The organism is Serratia microhaemolytica, from assembly GCF_004011885.1.
In the GTDB taxonomy this organism is placed as follows: domain Bacteria; phylum Pseudomonadota; class Gammaproteobacteria; order Enterobacterales; family Enterobacteriaceae; genus Serratia_G; species Serratia_G microhaemolytica.
On the sequence record NZ_SBEF01000003.1, the window covers coordinates 184,645 to 202,297 of the forward strand.

Sequence of the window (17,653 nt, forward strand, 5' to 3'; positions counted from 1 at the left end):
ATTACTCTCTCCCTACGCGAATAGCTTCATTACGCAGTGTGTTTGATCGACGCGGATCAAACATTGTGCTGCTGCTATTTCTGGTATTAGTATCAGGCAGACGGCCAAGTGTTGGCTGAGTATTCTGCTGAGCACTCTCTCTGCTTATGTCCTTCACTGCTTTTGGCGCCTGACCACGTAACATCTGCTCCAGCGGCAGCACCATCAGGTTATTGCCGCCTTTATCATTCATTAGCACTTTGCGCGTGTTGCTCAGCACGCTCTCCATCATCTCGATGTACAGACGTTCACGGGTAATTTCAGGTGCAGCGCGGTATTCCGGTAGGAGCTTAGTAAAGCGTGCCACTTCACCCTGAGCTTCCAGAACGGTACGTGCTTGGTAAGCACGCGCATCTTCCAACAGACGTTGTGCACGGCCATTGGCGCGTGGCTGCACTTCGTTGGCATAAGCTTCTGCTTCACGAATAAACTGCTGCTCGTTCTCACGCGCGGCAATCGCATCATCGAATGCGGCTTTTACTTCTTCCGGTGGGCGCGCAGTCTGGAAGTTGACATCCAGTAGCGTAAGCCCCATTTTGTATGGGCGGATGGTCTCTTCGAGCACGCGTTGAGTATCGCTACGCACAATGGTACGCCCTTCAGTCAGGATCTTGTCCATGGTGTATTTGCCGATCACACCACGCAGCGCACTATCGGTAGCCTGTCTCAGGCTGTCGTTAGGATTGGTCACACTAAACAGATAGGCTGCAGGATCGGTGACGCGATACTGTACGTTCATCTCGACCCGTACCACGTTCTCATCTGAGGTGAGCATCACGCCAGAAGCTGCTAATTCGCGCACCGCTTCAACGTTGACTGGCCGTACCTGATCGATAAAGGTGGGTTTCCAGTTCAGGCCAGGCTGAACTAAGTGGCTAAATTTACCAAAACGGGTGATCACGCCACGTTCTGCTTCTTTAATGGTGTAAAAACCACTGGCAGCCCAAGCCACTGCTGCGATCACCACAGCCAGTGTGACAACTTTTCCGCTAAAAGCACTACCGCCGGTTGAGGGGTTACCGCTACCAGAACCCCCGGTTAATTTGTTCAATTTTTTACTCAAATTGCGCAATAAGTTATCTACATCGAAAGATCCCTGATTTTTAGGATCTCTATTATTACCGCCAGAGTCGCCGCGATTACTGCCGCTTCCCCACGGATCGCGGTCTTGTCCGTTATTACCGGGCTGATTCCACGCCATGTTTTAGCTCCATTGTTCTGTGATTGAATTGTTCTGTGATTGGGTCAATTAGCCTAATATTAACCCATAAGGCTATTAAAACGAACGATAAAATATAGCAGGATGTGATCATACGATAAAACCAGGCAGGCTCTGCTCCTGCTTGCAAAGTCGTCTCCATTCAACAATCGGCATACGCACAATGACGCCAATGCTGCCATCTTCCTGGTTCCACTCTTTCTCAATCGCCTGAAGTTGGTACAGGCGGCTGCGTAGACGCCCTGCATCTGGAGGTAAGCGTAGCTCATAATGGGCGATATCCCCTGCCAAACGTTCAGTCAACGCCTGAAACAGTAGCGGCAGCCCGGCACCGGTTGCCGCAGAGACCCAGACACGGATGGGACGGTTTTCATCATTGCGATCAATACGTGGTGTAAAGTCGTCAAGCATGTCTATTTTGTTCATCACCAACAGGGCCGGGATCTGGTGTGACTCAATTTCCAGCAATACCTCGTCAACCGCTTCGATGTTTTCATCAACACGGCTATCAGCGGCATCAATAACATGCAGTAGTAGTGTTGCTTGGCGAGTCTCTTGCAGTGTCGCTTTAAACGCGGCGACCAGATCATGTGGCAGGTGGCGGATAAAACCGACGGTGTCAGCCAGCACGACAGCACCTACGTCGGCAACATCAATACGCCGCAGCGTCGGATCGAGCGTTGCAAACAGTTGATCGGCTGCATAGACCTCGGCATCAGTGATGCGGTTAAACAGTGTTGACTTGCCTGCATTGGTGTACCCCACCAGCGAAACGGTGGGTACATCGGCGCGCGTGCGCGCTCGTCGCCCCTGTTCGCGCTGCTTTTCTACCCGTTCAAGGCGTTTTAAAATCAGGCTGATACGGTCACTTAACAGACGTCTATCTGTCTCTAGCTGGGTTTCCCCTGGGCCACGTAAACCGATGCCGCCTTTTTGCCGCTCCAAATGAGTCCAGCCACGCACTAAACGGGTAGCGATGTGGCGCAATTGCGCCAGTTCAACCTGTAGTTTGCCTTCATGGGTTCGCGCACGTTGTGCAAAGATATCCAGGATCAACCCGGTACGATCGACCACCCGGCATTGGCATAACCGCTCGAGATTTCTCTCTTGTGCCGGGGAGAGTGAATGGTTAAACAGGACAACGGATGCACCGCTGGCAGCGACGGCTTGCGCAATCTCTTCAGCTTTGCCTTCACCAACAAAATATTTGGCATGGGGTGCTTTGCGGCTACCGGTGACCACCTGTAGTGCTTGGATACCCGCAGACGAGACCAGCGACTCAAACTCACGCAGATCTTCGCTATCTTTGTCCTGTGAAAAATAGATATGAACCAGTACAGCCTGTTCACCGGCCTCGTAACGGTCAAACAAGCTTGCTACCTCGCAAATAGAAAGCGCTGTACGATACGGAAAGCACAGACAGTACCCGACTGCCTATGCCCTCCAGCGTAGTGAACTGGCAACACACCTTATTCGGCGTCATCGCTTTCCTGGGCAGGTGCAGATGACGAAGCATTACCATGATGATAGTTGTTGTTCATACTGCTCGGGCCATTATTGTGGTGCGATACTGGGCGTGACGGTACGACCGTTGAAATAGCATGTTTATAAACCATCTGGCTTACAGTGTTTTTCAGCAAGATGACAAACTGATCAAAAGATTCAATTTGCCCTTGTAGTTTAATACCGTTCACCAAATAAATAGAAACTGGAACACGTTCACGACGCAGTGCGTTCAAGAACGGATCTTGCAAAGATTGCCCCTTAGCCATTCTGTCTTTTCCTTATTTGCTTGTTGTTTCTAACCAAGAACCTACTGGTTCTAAAATAAGTCATTTAAAAATTTGCGCGCTGAATACCGGCCAATTGTACACATTATATCAACCTATGCACCAATAACTTGCATGACTGAATCAAATGCCTCAACCGGTTTTTCACTGTCTAACCAGTGAATCCCCTGCCAGCCTCGCAGCCAAGTCATTTGGCGCTTAGCTAATTGACGTGTCGCACAAATACCGCGAAAAACCATTTCGTCGTAACTGATCTCACCAGACAAATACGACCACATCTGGCGATAACCAACACAACGGATGGAGGGTAAATCTGGATGCAGATCTCCTCGCGTAAACAGCGCGCGAACCTCGGCTTCAAATCCTGCCTGTAGCATTTGTTTGAAACGTAGCTCGATACGCTGGTGTAGCAACTCCCGGCTAGCCGGTGCAATCGCAAACTGCTTAACACGATATGGCAACGACTCTCCTGAGACCTTGGTCAGCTCAGTCAGCGTTTTTCCTGAAACCAGAAACACTTCCAGTGCTCGAGTGAGTCTCTGTGGATCATTGGGATGAATACGTAGCGCGGCTACCGGATCAATCTGTTGCAATTGCCGATGCACACTCTCCCATCCCAACACTGCTGCTTGCTGTTCAATCTCTGCCCGTACCGCCGGATTGGCTGGCGGCAACGGTGATAATCCATCAATGAGCGCCTTAAAATAAAGCATTGTCCCGCCGACTAACAGCGGAATATGTCCAGCTTTGGTAATTTTTTGCATTTCTTGTAACGCATCGGCACAAAAGTCTGCTGCTGAATAGACCTCAGCCGGATCACGGATGTCAATTAACCGATGCGGTGCCAGGGCCAACTCTGCTGCTGTCGGCTTAGCAGTACCAATGTCCATACCACGATAGACTAACGCAGAGTCGACACTGATAATCTCAACCGGGAGATGCTTACGCAATGCCATCGCCAAAGCGGTTTTGCCCGAGGCTGTTGGCCCCATAATAAAAATGGCTGCTGGAACCGCGCTCATTTCAAGTTTGCTCATTATTAAGTGCAGCTAATGCTACTTGTAAATCGACAGGTTGCAACAACGCTGCCGGTGGTGCTTTTACCCATTGTGGACAAAACCGTTCAACTTCGCTCAACAGCTGAATTGCCTGGGCGTGATTCCATTGCTGGTGTTCACTAATTAGCTGCGTCGCCAACCAAGCAGCCACTATTGTGGCAGATACTTGTTGCTGATTGGCAAGATATCCTAACAGTTCTGGGATAAGTTTTGCTAAATTTTGCTGGCGTAATGGTAAAGGAACCGCACACAAAGTTAAATAGCCAGTTTCTATTTGTAGATCGAGACCAAACTTTATTAATAACGGTTTATATTCGGTAGCGCAGGCGGCTTCTTGTTTATTCACGGTGAGTTTCAGCGGAATTAATAACGGTTGTGGCCGCAACCCTTCTTCGGGTGGAGTGAGTTGCATTTGGCGCAGTAACTGCTCGGCGACCAGTAAATTGATTAATCGCAACTGTTGCTGCTGCGCCAACAGTGCATAGTGTGGCGGATAGATCATCAACAGGCGACCCAAGCTGTGCGGGTTAGTTGCCAGCGGTTGTGTTGTGAGCACTGTTTCAGGCTCTGCTAACTGAGCAGCGGGTGCCAGCGGTTCTGCGGTGGGATGAGTGGCCGCAACTTGTGTCAGGCGGGTGTTATCGAACCGCTGTTCAGCAAGGCTGCTGGTTTGTAACAAGCGGCCATAAACGGCTCCTTCACGTTTCTGATAGCCTGAACCGGTTTGGTAGTGTGCCGTTGCGGGTTGATCCCCCTTTTCGGTAGCACTGCTCGGTTCGCTTGTCGGTGGTAGGAAGCTGTTTACACCAGCAGCAGCACGGTTATCTGGTTGTTGATTAACAACAGGTTTTTCGGCAGTTGGCGCGGTTAGCAACGGTTCGCTCACTGCCTGCTGTAGAACGGTTACAATCGCTTGATAGATAAAATCGTGTACCCAGCGCGCCTGATGGAAACGCACCTCATGCTTGGCAGGGTGGACATTCACATCCACCTGATGCGGATCAACGCTCAGGTAGAGCACGTAAGCCGGTTGCTGATCTGCCTGAAGCCGATCCTGATAGCCTTGGCGGATGGCGTGATTGATCAGCCGATCACGCATCATGCGCTGATTAACATAGCAATACTGTATTTCACTCACCTGTGCAGCGCCTTGTGGAGCAACTACCCAACCGTGGATCGCCAAATCATCATGTTGCCAGTGAACCTCCAGCGCATGTTGCAGAAAAGCACTGCCACAGATCGCGTGTAAACGCCGTTGGTGTTGGCTTTGTTCAGCGGCGGCACGATATTGGCGCACCAGTTTGCCGTTGTGGCTTAAATTGATAGTGACAGCAAAACAGGCCAGGGCAATACGGCGCACCACTTCATCGATATGGCCAAACTCGGTTTTTTCGGTGCGCATAAACTTGCGCCGTGCTGGCGTGTTGTAAAACAGATCCAGCACTTCAACCGTGCAGCCGACCGGGTGTGCGGCAGGCTTGATCACCACATTTTGCTCACGCCCTTCGGCGTAAGCCTGCCAGGCCTCATTCTGTTCTGCGGTACGCGAGGTCAACATCAGACGCGATACCGAACTGATGCTGGCCAGCGCTTCACCTCGAAAGCCAAGACTCACAATGGCTTCCAGATCATCGAGCGAACTGATTTTGCTGGTGGCGTGACGCGCCAATGCTAACGCTAAATCGGCCTTAGCAATGCCACTGCCGTTATCACGAATACGGATCAGCTTGGCACCACCGCGTTCAATATCGATATCAATGCGCGTGGCTCCGGCATCGATGCTATTCTCAACCAGCTCTTTTACCACCGATGCCGGTCGTTCGACCACTTCACCGGCGGCAATCTGGTTGGCTAATTGCGGTGGTAACACCTGAATAGGCATTCAGTTCCCTCTTGTTACGGCATTACGCCGACGGAATAGTTAACATGCGATCTAATGGTGCAACATCCGATTTTAATTTATTTAATCGTTTAATCTCGACCACTGAGACGCCATAACGCGCGGCAATCGATGAAAGGGTGTCACCACGGCTCACTTTATGTCGCCGCAGTTTAGCAGTTTTTGGCCGGCTACTGGTTAACTGATTTGTCTGTACTAGGTTCTGTAGCGGGCGTTGTATCTGTGGCTCAATCTGTAGCGGGTGGGATAAAAAGTATTCCCGTAAACCAAAGTAGATTGCCTGTGCCAGTTTATCCTGATGCAGATCGCTGTTTAATAAGCGTTCTTCTGCTTCATTGGTGATAAAGCCGGTCTCGACCAGCACGGAAGGAATATCAGGCGAACGCAACACACCCAAGCTGGCATGTTGTGGTACGTTTTTATGCAGGTCACCAATCTGCTCTAACTGTGGTAACAGCGCGCTTGCGACTTCGTAGCCCACCCGTTGTGAATGGCCGAACTGCAACTCTAGCAACGCCTGACTGAGGTAAGGATCGCTGTTACCGTCTGCCAGCAGTTCACCGGCTCCGCCTAACAACTCTGACTGCTTCTCATGTTTTTCCAGCCAGTTACCCAGTTCATCGCTGGCACGACGACTGGAGAGCACCCAAACCGAGGCACCTTTGGCACTACCGACAGAGAGCGCATCAGCATGAATCGACACCAGCACATTTGCGCCTTGTTGACGGGCAACATCAGAGCGTTCGCGCACTGAGACAAAATAGTCGCCAGTGCGTGTCATCACCGGTTTAAACATCGGATCATCTTCCAGCAGTACGCGCAAACGGTGCGCAATCGCCAGCGTGACCTCTTTTTCGAGTAAACCGTGTGCGCCGATAGCACCGGGATCTTGTCCACCGTGACCCGCATCAATGCCAACCACCACTAAAGGTTCAAAACCATCAGTTAGGTAGTGATTTGAGATCAATGCCTCCTCCATACCGAGCAGCGAACCGGGTTTTTTAGCTAACAGGCTTGAGGCAACTGTGGCTGTTTCTTGATGGTTGGCGCTTTGCTGTGGCTCACGCTTATTGACCAGCAACGCCGGTAATTCATGGCTACTCTGCGGCTCGGCTGACAGCCCAGTACGGTTGCCTTCTGCTGCCAGCTTAAAAATCAGGCGATAGCCATTGTCCTGTTTTTGTAGAGAAATATCGGTTTTCACTGCCTGAGCTAGTTCAAACACCAACCGGACACTCTGTTCATCCTTGGGATGGCTAGTGCGGATTTTTCTGATCAGGCTGCGACCGTTGAAACTCAGTGGCAATTTTGCCACGACATCGCCTGGCTCTACATCCAGCACAATCCGTTCTGGTTTACGCAATGGAAAAGCGCTGTATGTTGGCATACTGTTGAAGCCAAACAGCACTGTCGCAGCGCGTTCAGCATTGGTGACTTTGATATCGACCAGTGAAGCGGCTGATACTGCCAACGGACAGCACGACACCATCACGGCCATCACTGCAAACGTTATCCGGCTGATCATGACTGCACTGCCTCTAACTGCTGACTAATTTGCTGCAGTAGCTGCTCGCCATAAGGTTGTAACGCTGCGATAGTGACTACCCGACCGGCGTCATGATAACTGAAACTCAGCGTCAGGTCGGGGCAGGGCAGTACCCCCTCGCCACGTTGTGGCCACTCCACCAGGCAGATGGCATCTTGTGCAAAATAGTCACGCACGCCAATAAACTCCAGCTCTTCTGCATCAGCGAGCCGATAGAGATCAAAATGGTAAACATTCATTGGCTGCAAGCTGTAAGGTTCCACTAGGGTATAAGTGGGGCTTTTGACCGTGCCCGAATGCCCTAATGCCTGCAAAAATCCCCGGCTAAAGGTGGTTTTACCCGCGCCTAAATCACCATAAAGATAGATCACACAGGGCTGGGCACACGCCTTGGCCAGAATAGCACCCAGCGTGATGGTTGCAGCCTCATTTGGCAGAGATAAAATTTTTGTTTTCATTATGTTATTTCTTTTTTAGTTATTTAAATTGAGTTTATTGACGGTTAATACCCCAGCAAACCGTTCCAGTATTTAGTGCCCATCGATTGGGTCGATGTAGATACATTTGTTAACCATTAGATTAGCGCATTGTTGCTGTAGTGTTGAGTCTAAACATAATTTATTATTGGCTTTAATGCTTGTTTTAGCATTTCCTACTTTATATAAGCAATAGCAACACAACAACACGCAATCTATGTTCAACCGCCCACTCAGCCTAAGCCCGGTTAATTGGCTGGGTTAACATAACGTGGGATCAACGTCAGCAGATCTGTCGCCAACAAGCCTCGGCAGCCCTGTTGTGCGGCAACATCATCGGCAGCGGCTCCATGAACCACACTGCCAGCACAGGCTGCCGCATAGAGCGGAAGTTTCTGCGCCAGCAAGCCGCCAATAATACCCGATAGCACATCACCACTACCACCCGCAGCCAGCCCAGGATTACCGACATCCACAATCGACATCATTCCACCGGGTTCAGCAACGAGGCTACCGGCACCTTTCAGTACCACCACACCGCCATAGCTGGCGACCAACCGTTGTGCTGCTGCCAGACGATCGGCTTCGATCTCTGCAATTTGGCACCCAAGCAGCCTGGCAGCTTCACCCGGATGAGGCGTGATGATCCGGTTGTGGCATTGCTGGGGAGATAACGCCAACAGATTGAGTGCATCGGCATCCCAGAGCATCGGCTTGTCACAGTTTTTCAGTGGCGATAACGCTTGCCGTCCCCACTCATCCTGCCCCAAACCAGGGCCAATCACCACCACATCAGCCCAGTCGATGCCCTGCTGCAAAGAGAGCGCGGTTAACCCCTGCACCATCAGTTCAGGGCGAGCAGTCAACAGTGGCGCTACGTGTTCCGGGCGCGTCAACACACGCACCAAACCAGCCCCGCTGCGCAGTGCCGCTTCCGCTGCCATGCGGATTGCACCACCAAAACCGTGGTCGCCACCAATCAGTAACAGCCGTCCATGTTCGCCTTTATGGGCACAAGGGCGGCGTGGTTGCAGCCAGCGAGTTAACTGCTGCTGATCAATACGTTCCATTGACAGCGATCTTTGTTGCTGGTTCAACCAGCTCTCCAATCCCAATGCGCTGAAGTGCAATTTGCCGACCCAATCGCGTGCCTGACCGGTCAACAGGCCAGGCTTCAAGGCGATAAAGGTGAGAGTGTGTGTGGCACGCATCACGGCACCCGGTGTGGCACCGCTGTCAGCCATTAGGCCTGAAGGGATATCGAGTGCGATCACCGGGCAGCCACTCTGGTTGACAGCAGCAATCACCGAATGAAACGGCGCACGAGGGGCTGCCCGTAAGCCAGTACCCAATAGCGCATCGACGATAAGATCCACTGCTGTTGGCCAGTGATCTTCAAGCTGGCCGATGTTGCCACCCGCATCGAGCCAGGCTTGGCGTGCCGTCGCGGCTTCAGCAGGCAGTGGCCGACTCTGTTGGCAGGCGAGCAGAGTCACCGTAATACCCGCTTCTGCTGCCAGGCGCGCCAGTACATAGCCATCGCCGCCGTTGTTGCCTTGGCCGCATAACACCAGCCAGTGGCGACAGTGTGGATAGTGATCGCGCGCTAATTGATAACCGGCACTGCCAGCACGCGCCATCAGTGTATCAAGTGAAATGCCGAGTGCGGCAGCAGCGATCGGCTCTGCCGCGCTAATCGCACGCGCAGACCAGACAGTGTGTGGTAGAGTGTCGCAGTATGGTTTTTGATGATGACAACGCATGACACATCCTCTCGATCTCGAACAACTGGCACAACATATCAAGCAATGGGGGCAATCGCTAGGTTTCCAGCAGGTGGGAATTTGCGATACCGATCTCAGCATTGAACAACCCAGGCTTCAGGCGTGGCTGGACGAGCAGTATCACGGCGAAATGGCGTGGATGGCTCGCCACGGCTTGTTACGCGCGCGCCCGGCAGAGTTATTGCCAGGCACACTGCGGGTGATCAGTGTGCGCATGAACTACCTTCCGGCCAATGCGGCGTTTGCTAAAACGCTTAACAACCCGCAACTCGGCTATGTCAGCCGCTATGCGCTTGGGCGCGACTACCACAAGCTGTTACGTCAACGGCTGAAAAAGCTAGCGGAACAGATCCAGAATTACTGCGGTGAGCTCAATTTCCGCCCATTTGTCGACTCTGCGCCGATTATGGAACGGCCGTTGGCGGCCAAAGCCGGTATTGGTTGGGTCGGCAAACACTCTCTGCTGCTGAACCGTGAAGCAGGCTCCTGGTTTTTCCTGGGCGAATTACTGGTCGATCTGCCACTGCCGGTTGACCAGCCACAAACGGATACCGCAGAACCGCAATGCGGTCGCTGTGTCGCCTGCATCACCATTTGCCCGACTGGTGCGATTGTTGCGCCCTACATTGTCGATGCCCGCCGCTGTATCTCCTATTTGACCATTGAACTCGAGGGCAGCATACCGGAAGCGTTGCGTCCGCTGATTGGCAACCGTATTTATGGCTGTGATGATTGCCAACTGATCTGCCCATGGAACCGCTTCTCAACCTTGACGGAAGAGGCGGATTTCAGCCCACGGGCAGCGCTACACGCACCACAATTGCTGGATCTGTTTAGCTGGAGTGAAGCTGAGTTTCTGACCATCACCAACGGCTCAGCTATTCGGCGCATTGGTTACTGGCGCTGGCTGCGTAACATTGCTGTCGCACTGGGTAATGCGCCTTATCAGCCAGACATTGTCACCGCGTTGCAGCAGCGTATTGGGCAACAAGCATTATTGGATGAACATATTCACTGGGCGTTGGCACAACAGATGATGCGCCGAGAACAGCGCGCTATTTTTGTGCAATCACCCCAACAGGCACGACTGATCCGCGCCGTCGAGAAGGGATTGGCAAGAGATGCTTAAGCTTATTATCCCGGCCGCGCCCGTGGCATAACTCACACTGTGGACTTGTGCATAAAAATAAAAAGCTGTTGTGTTTCAACCGCGAAAAAAAGAGCAAGTTCTGGTTGAGAGAATTTTTGATAAAAAAATTAATTTATTTTCAATATGATAAAATTCACATTTGCTTTTTTTCTTTTTTTATTCTACCGCAGTAAGGTCAAAAACCTGTGGATAACTCTGTTCATAATAGTTTGTCAGTCGATAAGAGACCCATTAAAACTTTTCACTAGACTTAAGTTAGCGAGCGGCAAATCAGCAGCGAAAAATGTATAACCGTGTAACGCTCAATTTGCGCTGCTGCATCCCGGCCCAGAAAGTTCACTTCTGCCGCCAATTTGTGGCGTAACCAGAATTTGTGTGCTAATCCGCTCTTTCAATGCCGCAACATGGGAGATAACACCAATCAGTTTGCCAGTTTGCTGCAAGCTGGCCAGCGCCTCCAGTGCTGTGTTCAGCGCCTCTTCATCCAGCGTACCGAAGCCCTCATCCAAGAACAACGAATCGACGCGCACATTCTGGCTGGCCATTTGCGCCAGCCCAAGTGCCAACGCGAGGCTGACGATAAAACTTTCGCCACCAGAAAGGTTCTTGGTTGAACGGATCTCGCCAGCCTGGTAGTTGTCGATCACATTTAGCTCAAGTGGCTGGTTGCGATCGCGTATCAGCAGGTAGCGATCACTCATTTTTTGCAGTTGCTGGTTGGCGTAATTAACCATGATTTCAAATGTCAGCCCTTGGGCAAAATTGCGGTATTTTTTACCATCGTGTGAGCCGATAAGCTGATACAGATCTTCCCAGCGCTGACACTCTCGCTGTTGCGCCACGATCGCTGCTTGCGCCTCGGCACTTTTCTGCCGTTGCTGCTGGTTATTGTCCAGTTGAAGCTGCAATTTGGTGATCTCAGTCAGTACCCGCTCCAGCTCAGGTTGCAGGCTACTCTGCTGCCACAGTAACTCCGCCAGCGGTTGCTGGCTGATCTGCAACGCGCGCTGCTGTGCCAACGCCTGTTGCGACTGTGCCTGCTGTGCGCTTAATCCGACATCGCGTTGATCCAGCGCGTTAGCTTGCTCAGCCAGTTGCTGACGTTCAGCAGGTGACAATATTGCCGCGAGCAATTCTGCTTCATGGCTAAAGCCTTGTGCTGGCAGCGCCAACACAAAATCGGTTTCCGTCTGCTGTAACTGCTGCTGACACTCGTTGATCCGCAGCGTCAGGGAAGCGATCGCCTGCTGCACATCGCGGCACTGGCGTTGACTCTCCTGCTCGGCATGGCGTGCCAGCTCGACGCTATGCTCCGCATCACTGATTGCGCGTTTCAACTGTTGCTGCCGAGTCTCTGGGTCATCATCACCAAATAACTGCTGTCGCTGTTGTTGGCTATCGGTTAACTGCTGTTGTAACAGTGTCAACCGCTGCTGTTGCTGCGCCAACGCGTGCTTTCTGTTGTCAATCAGCGGCGATAATTGCGTCAGCTCGCCGTTGATGGCGGCAAGTTTCTGTTCAATCACAGTGCGTTCACTGATCTTCTGTTGCCAGGCACGCAACCGGGCAGTGAGTGTTGCCAGCAGTGTGGTGATCTGGCTAGGTGCAAACTCAGTCACGCCGAGTGGCTGTAAATCGCTCAGCACCGCCTGCCACTGTGCAGCAAAATCAGCCTGCTGTGTGGTCAACTGCTGGGTGATATCGGACTGACGTTGTGCGAGATGTTGCTGCTGCTGGGTAGCGCGCTGTAGCTCGCTCTCCGCACGGATCAACTGCTCACGCGCTTGCTTTTCGGCTAACTGCCACTGCTCAAGTTGCTGCTGTTGCAACTCTGCCTGCTCAATCAAGCACGTTAAGCGCGTAATCTGCTGCTCAGTCTCATCGGGTTGTGGCAGATTGCCCTGTGCAAAAGGGTGCTCGGTAGCGCCGCAGAGCGGGCAAGGTTTGCCATCGGTCAATGTCGCGCGTTGCTGCTCCAGAGCGGCGATTTGGCGTAACAGCGCGATCTCACGCAGTAGCGCCTCTTTCTCGCTGCGATATTCGCGTAATAGCCGACCGGCCAACAACTGCTGTAATGCTGCCTGCCGTTGCTGAAGTTGCAGCTCGCTCTGTTGCAACTGCTGTTGGCACGCAGTCACCTGCTGCTGTTGCTGCGCCAGCGTGGTTGCGCTCTGTTGCTGCAACTTGCGCTGCTCTCGCTCACGTTGCTCGGTTTGCTCGATGTGATGCTGTAGCGTGAGTAGCGAGTTGAGCTGCAATTCAACACTGGCCAGGCCACTCTCCAGCCAGCGATCGGCCTGATGCTGTAGCAAATAGTGGTTGATGTTGGCCAACTGCTGCTCGGTGGCCTGCTTCTGTTGTTGCTGCTGCTGTTCTACCGCCTGCTCAGTCGCAAGCTGGCTTTGTGCTTGTTGGTACAACTGTTGATGCTGGTTAATGGTGTGCTGTTGATCAGCCAATGACTGATCCAGCAGCCGTACCTGCTGTAACAACGGTTCGGCGTCGGTGAATGCACTACGCTGTTGCGCCAGTTGTCTCTGCGCCAGTAGATACTGTGCTGTCTGTTGCTCTAGCTGTGTCTGAAGCGCCGGTAGTGCCTGTTGTTGTTGCCGCAACTGCTGCTGATCCTGTTGCTGCTGTTGGCGCAGGGTCGTGAGCCGGCTATAGAGTCCATCCAACTCAGCGGCAGCCAATGCCCGTTGTAACCGGCTACGTTGTGGCTGAAAGGCGAGCTGTTCGTGCTGTAGCTGCTGCCGCTGCTCGGCAAGCCCAGCGATTTCGGCCTGCCGCCTCTCGATTTCACGCCACCAATCAATTGCTTGTCCGATGCTCGCCAGTTGCTGGCTCAACTGCTCTCTCTGCTGTTGCTGCTGAATGATGTGCTGCATCATCTGCTGCTCCTGCTCAGCACTGAGCAACTCGATACCCGCTGTCGCGGCCTGCAACAGACTTAATGTCTGCTGCTCCTGCTGGCGCAACTTATGTGCTCGCTGTGAAATCTGGCTGTAGATCTCACTACCGGTGATCCGCTCCAAGATCGGTGCGCGTTCATCGGCACTCGCCTGTAGAAAAGCGGCAAAACCGCCCTGTGCCAGCAACATTGAGCGCGTAAAGCGATCAAAATCCATCCCGGTGACGACTTCAATCCTCTTTGCCACCTCGTTGATTTTATTCTCAAGTAACTGGCCACTCTCGGCATCGGAAATTTCGTGTTTGGGTGGCTGCAACTCGCCGTTGGCCTTGTTACGAGCGCGGCGCTGGCTCCAATGGCAGCGATAGCTGCCGGATTGTGTTTCGAAAGTCACTTCAGCAAAACATTCACCACGCTGGCGGGAAATGATCTCATTGCTGCTTTTGCTCACCTTATGTAAACGCGGAGTGCGGCCATACAGCGCCAGACAGAGCGCATCCAGAATGGTGCTTTTACCCGCACCGGTAGGGCCGATAATGGCGAAAATACCGTCAGCGATGAACGCCGGATGGGTGAAATCTATCTGCCACTCGCCGCAGAGCGAATTCAAGTTACTAAAACGTAGCTGTAAAATTCTCATTGTGCGCTCCCAGGTTACTCTGCCTGCCGATCTTCTTCATCCAGTGACTGCACCACTTGCTGATAGCTGGCAATCAGCTCAGGCCACTGGTGCGGCGGTATCTCATGAGCCTGTAAACAGCGTTCAAACACCTGCTGGTGGCTCAAATCATCCAGCGTCTCTTCGCTGTCGCTACGCGTCAATAACTGTTCAATAATGCGGCTATTTTTAATCCGTAACAGGGTTAACGATGGCGGGGTGATCGCCGCCAAACGCTCACGCAGATCACTGATTAGCGCCTCGCCGCGATACACGATCTCCAGCCAGCTCTGGCTACCGGCAGCAGCGAGTTCACCAATCTGCTGCTCAATTTGCGGCCAATCGCCCTCGATCCGCGCTAACGACTGCCAGAGCGGCACCTTGATCAACGAGACTAGGCACTTGCCCGCCACACACTCAACCAAGCAGAGACTCTTCTGCTGTTTGGCTTCACCAAACCCCATCGGCAATGGCGAACCGCTATAGCGCACGCTCTCCAGACCAGCCACTTGCTGTGGCACATGCAGATGCCCGAGCGCCACGTAGTCAAAGCAGGGTGGAAAAATCGCTGCACTGACATGCGCCAGTGAACCGACATAGAGATCCCGCACCCCATCCCCATCGCTGATCTGCCCACCAGCGGCAAACAAATGCCCCAAAGCCACAATCGGGATCGCTGCTGACAACGACTGGCGCATCTGCTCAGCCCGTTCAGCGACGGCAGCATAGTGAACGCGGATCCCCTCAATCAGCTTCTGCTCTTTATCGCTGATACTCTCGCCGGCATCGACCTGACGAATATCACGATCACGCAGATAGGGAACCGCACAGACGATCAGTTGTGGATTGCCGTGGCGATCACGTAGCAGCAGCACTTCATCGGCCAGATCATCACTCACACTGGCGACAACATGAATATTGAGTTGGCGCAGCAGCGCACGAGGTGCAGCCAAGAATGTCGGTGAATCGTGGTTACCGGCAGTAATAATCACATGCTGGCAACAGGAGGCGGCCACGCGCTGCAAAAAGTGGTAGTAAAGCTGTTGGGCACGATGGCTGGGTGTGGTGGTATCAAACACATCTCCTGCGACCAGCAGCACCTCGATCTGCTGTTGTTCAATCACTTGTAACAGCCAATCAAGGAATGCAGCAAATTCCGAGTAGCGTTGGCGGCCATACAGCAGTCGGCCTAAATGCCAGTCTGAGGTGTGCAGAATTTTCATCAGTCTCTGTTCAATCAACGGGAAGCGGTGGCAGCAGAGTACGTCAACAGCCGTGGTAGCAGCAACCGGCATGAATCTATTGGTTGCTTTTGTCTACCGAACAGCACAAACAGAGCGCGCGCGATTTTTCGCCGCTAATTGGTTATCATGCGCGCCTCACATCGATAACATTGCGTGCCGAAGGCACGCCTAGCCAGGAAGAGTGCCATGCTGTGGTTTAAAAATTTGATGGTTTACCGCTTAAACCGTGAAGTGAGCTTGAATGCAGATGAGATGGAAAAACAGCTCAGTGCATTTATTTTTACCCCTTGTGGCAGCCAGGATATGGCAAAAACCGGTTGGGTCTCGCCAATCGGTTCCCACAGCGAGAGCCTGACACATGTGGTCAATGGACAAATCATTATTTGCGCACGCAAAGAAGAGAAGATCTTACCGTCACCGGTGATAAAAACGGCATTACAGGAAAAAATCGCAAAACTGGAGAAAGAGCAGCATCGGACACTGAAAAAAAGCGAAAAGGATGCGCTAAAAGATGAAATATTGCACAGCCTATTACCGCGTGCTTTCAGCCGCTTTAACCAAACCCTGATCTGGATTGACAGCGTGAATAACCTGATCATGGTCGATGCCGCCAGTGCCAAACGGGCAGAGGATACGCTGGCACTGCTGCGCAAGAGTTTGGGATCGTTGCCGGTCGTACCGCTCAGCATGGAAAAACCGATTGAACTCACCCTCACCGAATGGGTGCGCTCGGGTGAGTTACCGCCTGGTTTTGTGCTACAGGATGAAGCCGAATTGAAAGCCTCACTGGAAGGTGGCGGCGTGATCCGCTGTAAAAAACAGGATCTGCTCAGTGATGAAATTGCGGCACACATTGAGGTTGGCAAACTGGTGACCAAATTAGCGCTCGATTGGCAGGAGCGAGTGCAGTTGCTACTGGCGGAAGATGGCTCGCTGAAGCGACTGAAATTTGCCGATAGTTTGCGTGAACAAAACAGCGATATTGATCGTGACGATGTTGCCCAACGTTTTGATGCCGACTTTATTTTAATCACCAGTGAACTGAGCGCGTTGATCAGCCAATTGATCGAGGTGTTAGGTGGTGAAGCTGAGCGTTAACTGATTGAGAACGATTGCTGCTTGATCCCACCTTACTGCTAACCCCACCCTAACCCTCCCGCTAATAAGGGGAGGGAACTGTCTAACACCTTTCGCAGCGCAGGAGACGGCGGGGAAGGGATATGTGACAGGGCAAACGCATGAACATTTTTTAATCGATTATTAACTAAAGTTTGTTCTGTACCACAATACGAGGAGCCAGGTAATTCCCTCCCCTTAATAAGGGGAGGGTTAGGGTGGGGTGTTAACGCATTTGATTATTTTGAAATACCCCCTCCCAGCCTCCCCCTTTGCAGGGGGAGGAGCGAGACAATGCTTTTGCTTTGATAAGGGGAAAAACATCAACACGTGCTCAGGTCAAATACTGTTTTTGGTTAAAAAACGTTCGTGATCTTGCCCTGGATATATAACCATGCTCAATAAGTTAAATTTTTACCTCACGCTCATGGTTTACCTTATTAATATACATATAATCACTAATTGAATAATAAAATGGGATTTAAATTACACAGAATTACACTAGGTTACATTATATTACATTGCAATGCATTAGATTATTTTAACTTTTCAGCGTAATGAAAATAAATATACCCAAGCGAACGCTTGGGGGTTAGTTTATTTTTTATGCTGCATAAAATATTTAATCTTTATCGCTATTGGTGGAAAATATAACTATTCGCCTAGTGCCTGAAGTTGAAAAAACATCGGGCACAGCACCATTTATTGATTAATGACAGGGTTGTCATGTAAACACACGCTAGCCAAACAGTCAGGGAACAG

At 51.9% G+C, this 17,653-nt stretch carries 12 protein-coding genes; 2 read left to right on the forward strand and 10 right to left on the reverse strand.

Going from position 1 to position 17,653, the window contains the following annotated elements; translation table 11 throughout:
* Position 1: 1 nt before the first annotated feature.
* The 8 genes from hflK to nnr form a co-directional block, all read right to left on the reverse strand.
* The gene (gene hflK, locus EOJ37_RS03650) at positions 2–1,240 is read right to left on the reverse strand and encodes an FtsH protease activity modulator HflK (RefSeq protein ID WP_127957910.1); all 1,239 of its coding nucleotides are present in this window, start codon (positions 1,238–1,240) and stop codon (positions 2–4) included.
* 108 nt (positions 1,241–1,348) lie between these two features.
* Positions 1,349–2,629 (reverse strand): ribosome rescue GTPase HflX, encoded by a 1,281-nt coding sequence (hflX, locus tag EOJ37_RS03655; RefSeq protein WP_127957912.1) that lies wholly within the window; start codon positions 2,627–2,629, stop codon positions 1,349–1,351.
* A 98-nt stretch (positions 2,630–2,727) separates the two neighbouring features.
* The gene (hfq, locus tag EOJ37_RS03660) at positions 2,728–3,030 is read right to left on the reverse strand and encodes an RNA chaperone Hfq (RefSeq protein WP_127957915.1); all 303 of its coding nucleotides are present in this window, start codon (positions 3,028–3,030) and stop codon (positions 2,728–2,730) included.
* Between the two features lie 113 nt (positions 3,031–3,143).
* Positions 3,144–4,085 carry a tRNA (adenosine(37)-N6)-dimethylallyltransferase MiaA gene (gene miaA, locus EOJ37_RS03665; protein WP_127957917.1) on the reverse strand — a complete coding sequence of 314 codons (942 nt, stop codon included), beginning with the start codon at positions 4,083–4,085 and terminating at the stop codon, positions 3,144–3,146.
* Positions 4,072–5,988 carry a DNA mismatch repair endonuclease MutL gene (mutL, locus tag EOJ37_RS03670; protein WP_127957919.1) on the reverse strand — a complete coding sequence of 639 codons (1,917 nt, stop codon included), beginning with the start codon at positions 5,986–5,988 and terminating at the stop codon, positions 4,072–4,074. The genes miaA and mutL overlap by 14 nt, the downstream gene beginning before the upstream one ends.
* A 22-nt stretch (positions 5,989–6,010) precedes the next feature.
* The gene (locus EOJ37_RS03675; RefSeq protein ID WP_127957921.1) at positions 6,011–7,531 is read right to left on the reverse strand and encodes an N-acetylmuramoyl-L-alanine amidase; all 1,521 of its coding nucleotides are present in this window, start codon (positions 7,529–7,531) and stop codon (positions 6,011–6,013) included.
* Positions 7,528–8,010, reverse strand: a complete 483-nt coding sequence (gene tsaE / locus EOJ37_RS03680) for a tRNA (adenosine(37)-N6)-threonylcarbamoyltransferase complex ATPase subunit type 1 TsaE (protein ID WP_127957924.1) — start codon at positions 8,008–8,010, stop codon at positions 7,528–7,530. Before tsaE ends, EOJ37_RS03675 begins: the two co-directional genes overlap by 4 nt.
* Positions 8,011–8,276: 266 nt before the next feature.
* Positions 8,277–9,791, reverse strand: a complete 1,515-nt coding sequence (gene nnr, locus EOJ37_RS03685; RefSeq protein ID WP_127957926.1) for a bifunctional ADP-dependent NAD(P)H-hydrate dehydratase/NAD(P)H-hydrate epimerase — start codon at positions 9,789–9,791, stop codon at positions 8,277–8,279.
* On the opposite strand from nnr, the gene queG reads away from it, so the two are divergent.
* The gene (queG, locus tag EOJ37_RS03690; RefSeq protein WP_127957929.1) at positions 9,790–10,941 is read left to right on the forward strand and encodes a tRNA epoxyqueuosine(34) reductase QueG; all 1,152 of its coding nucleotides are present in this window, start codon (positions 9,790–9,792) and stop codon (positions 10,939–10,941) included. The two genes, nnr and queG, sit on opposite strands and share 2 nt — an antisense overlap.
* A 323-nt stretch (positions 10,942–11,264) precedes the next feature.
* Here queG and EOJ37_RS03695 read toward each other — a convergent pair whose 3' ends face one another.
* Positions 11,265–14,513: an AAA family ATPase gene (locus EOJ37_RS03695; RefSeq protein ID WP_127957931.1), complete on the reverse strand. Its 3,249-nt coding sequence runs from the start codon at positions 14,511–14,513 to the stop codon at positions 11,265–11,267.
* Between the two features lie 14 nt (positions 14,514–14,527).
* Positions 14,528–15,826 (reverse strand): exonuclease SbcCD subunit D C-terminal domain-containing protein, encoded by a 1,299-nt coding sequence (locus EOJ37_RS03700; protein WP_206194017.1) that lies wholly within the window; start codon positions 15,824–15,826, stop codon positions 14,528–14,530.
* A gap of 135 nt (positions 15,827–15,961) precedes the next feature.
* On the opposite strand from EOJ37_RS03700, the gene rdgC reads away from it, so the two are divergent.
* Complete coding sequence (gene rdgC, locus EOJ37_RS03705) at positions 15,962–16,873, forward strand: recombination-associated protein RdgC (protein ID WP_127957933.1); 912 nt, start codon at positions 15,962–15,964, stop codon at positions 16,871–16,873.
* The last annotated feature ends 780 nt before the right edge of the window (positions 16,874–17,653 follow it).

Coding starts and splice junctions, on each gene's coding strand:
- hflK (WP_127957910.1), bottom strand. CDS start 1,240: ATGGCGTGGAATCAGCCCGGTAATAACGGACAAGACCGCGATCCGTGG.
- hfq (WP_127957915.1), bottom strand. CDS start 3,030: ATGGCTAAGGGGCAATCTTTGCAAGATCCGTTCTTGAACGCACTGCGT.
- miaA (WP_127957917.1), bottom strand. CDS start 4,085: ATGAGCAAACTTGAAATGAGCGCGGTTCCAGCAGCCATTTTTATTATG.
- mutL (WP_127957919.1), bottom strand. CDS start 5,988: ATGCCTATTCAGGTGTTACCACCGCAATTAGCCAACCAGATTGCCGCC.
- EOJ37_RS03675 (WP_127957921.1), bottom strand. CDS start 7,531: ATGATCAGCCGGATAACGTTTGCAGTGATGGCCGTGATGGTGTCGTGC.
- tsaE (WP_127957924.1), bottom strand. CDS start 8,010: ATGAAAACAAAAATTTTATCTCTGCCAAATGAGGCTGCAACCATCACG.
- queG (WP_127957929.1), top strand. CDS start 9,790: ATGACACATCCTCTCGATCTCGAACAACTGGCACAACATATCAAGCAA.
- nnr (WP_127957926.1), bottom strand. CDS start 9,791: ATGCGTTGTCATCATCAAAAACCATACTGCGACACTCTACCACACACT.
- EOJ37_RS03695 (WP_127957931.1), bottom strand. CDS start 14,513: ATGAGAATTTTACAGCTACGTTTTAGTAACTTGAATTCGCTCTGCGGC.
- EOJ37_RS03700 (WP_206194017.1), bottom strand. CDS start 15,826: ATGCCGGTTGCTGCTACCACGGCTGTTGACGTACTCTGCTGCCACCGC.
- rdgC (WP_127957933.1), top strand. CDS start 15,962: ATGCTGTGGTTTAAAAATTTGATGGTTTACCGCTTAAACCGTGAAGTG.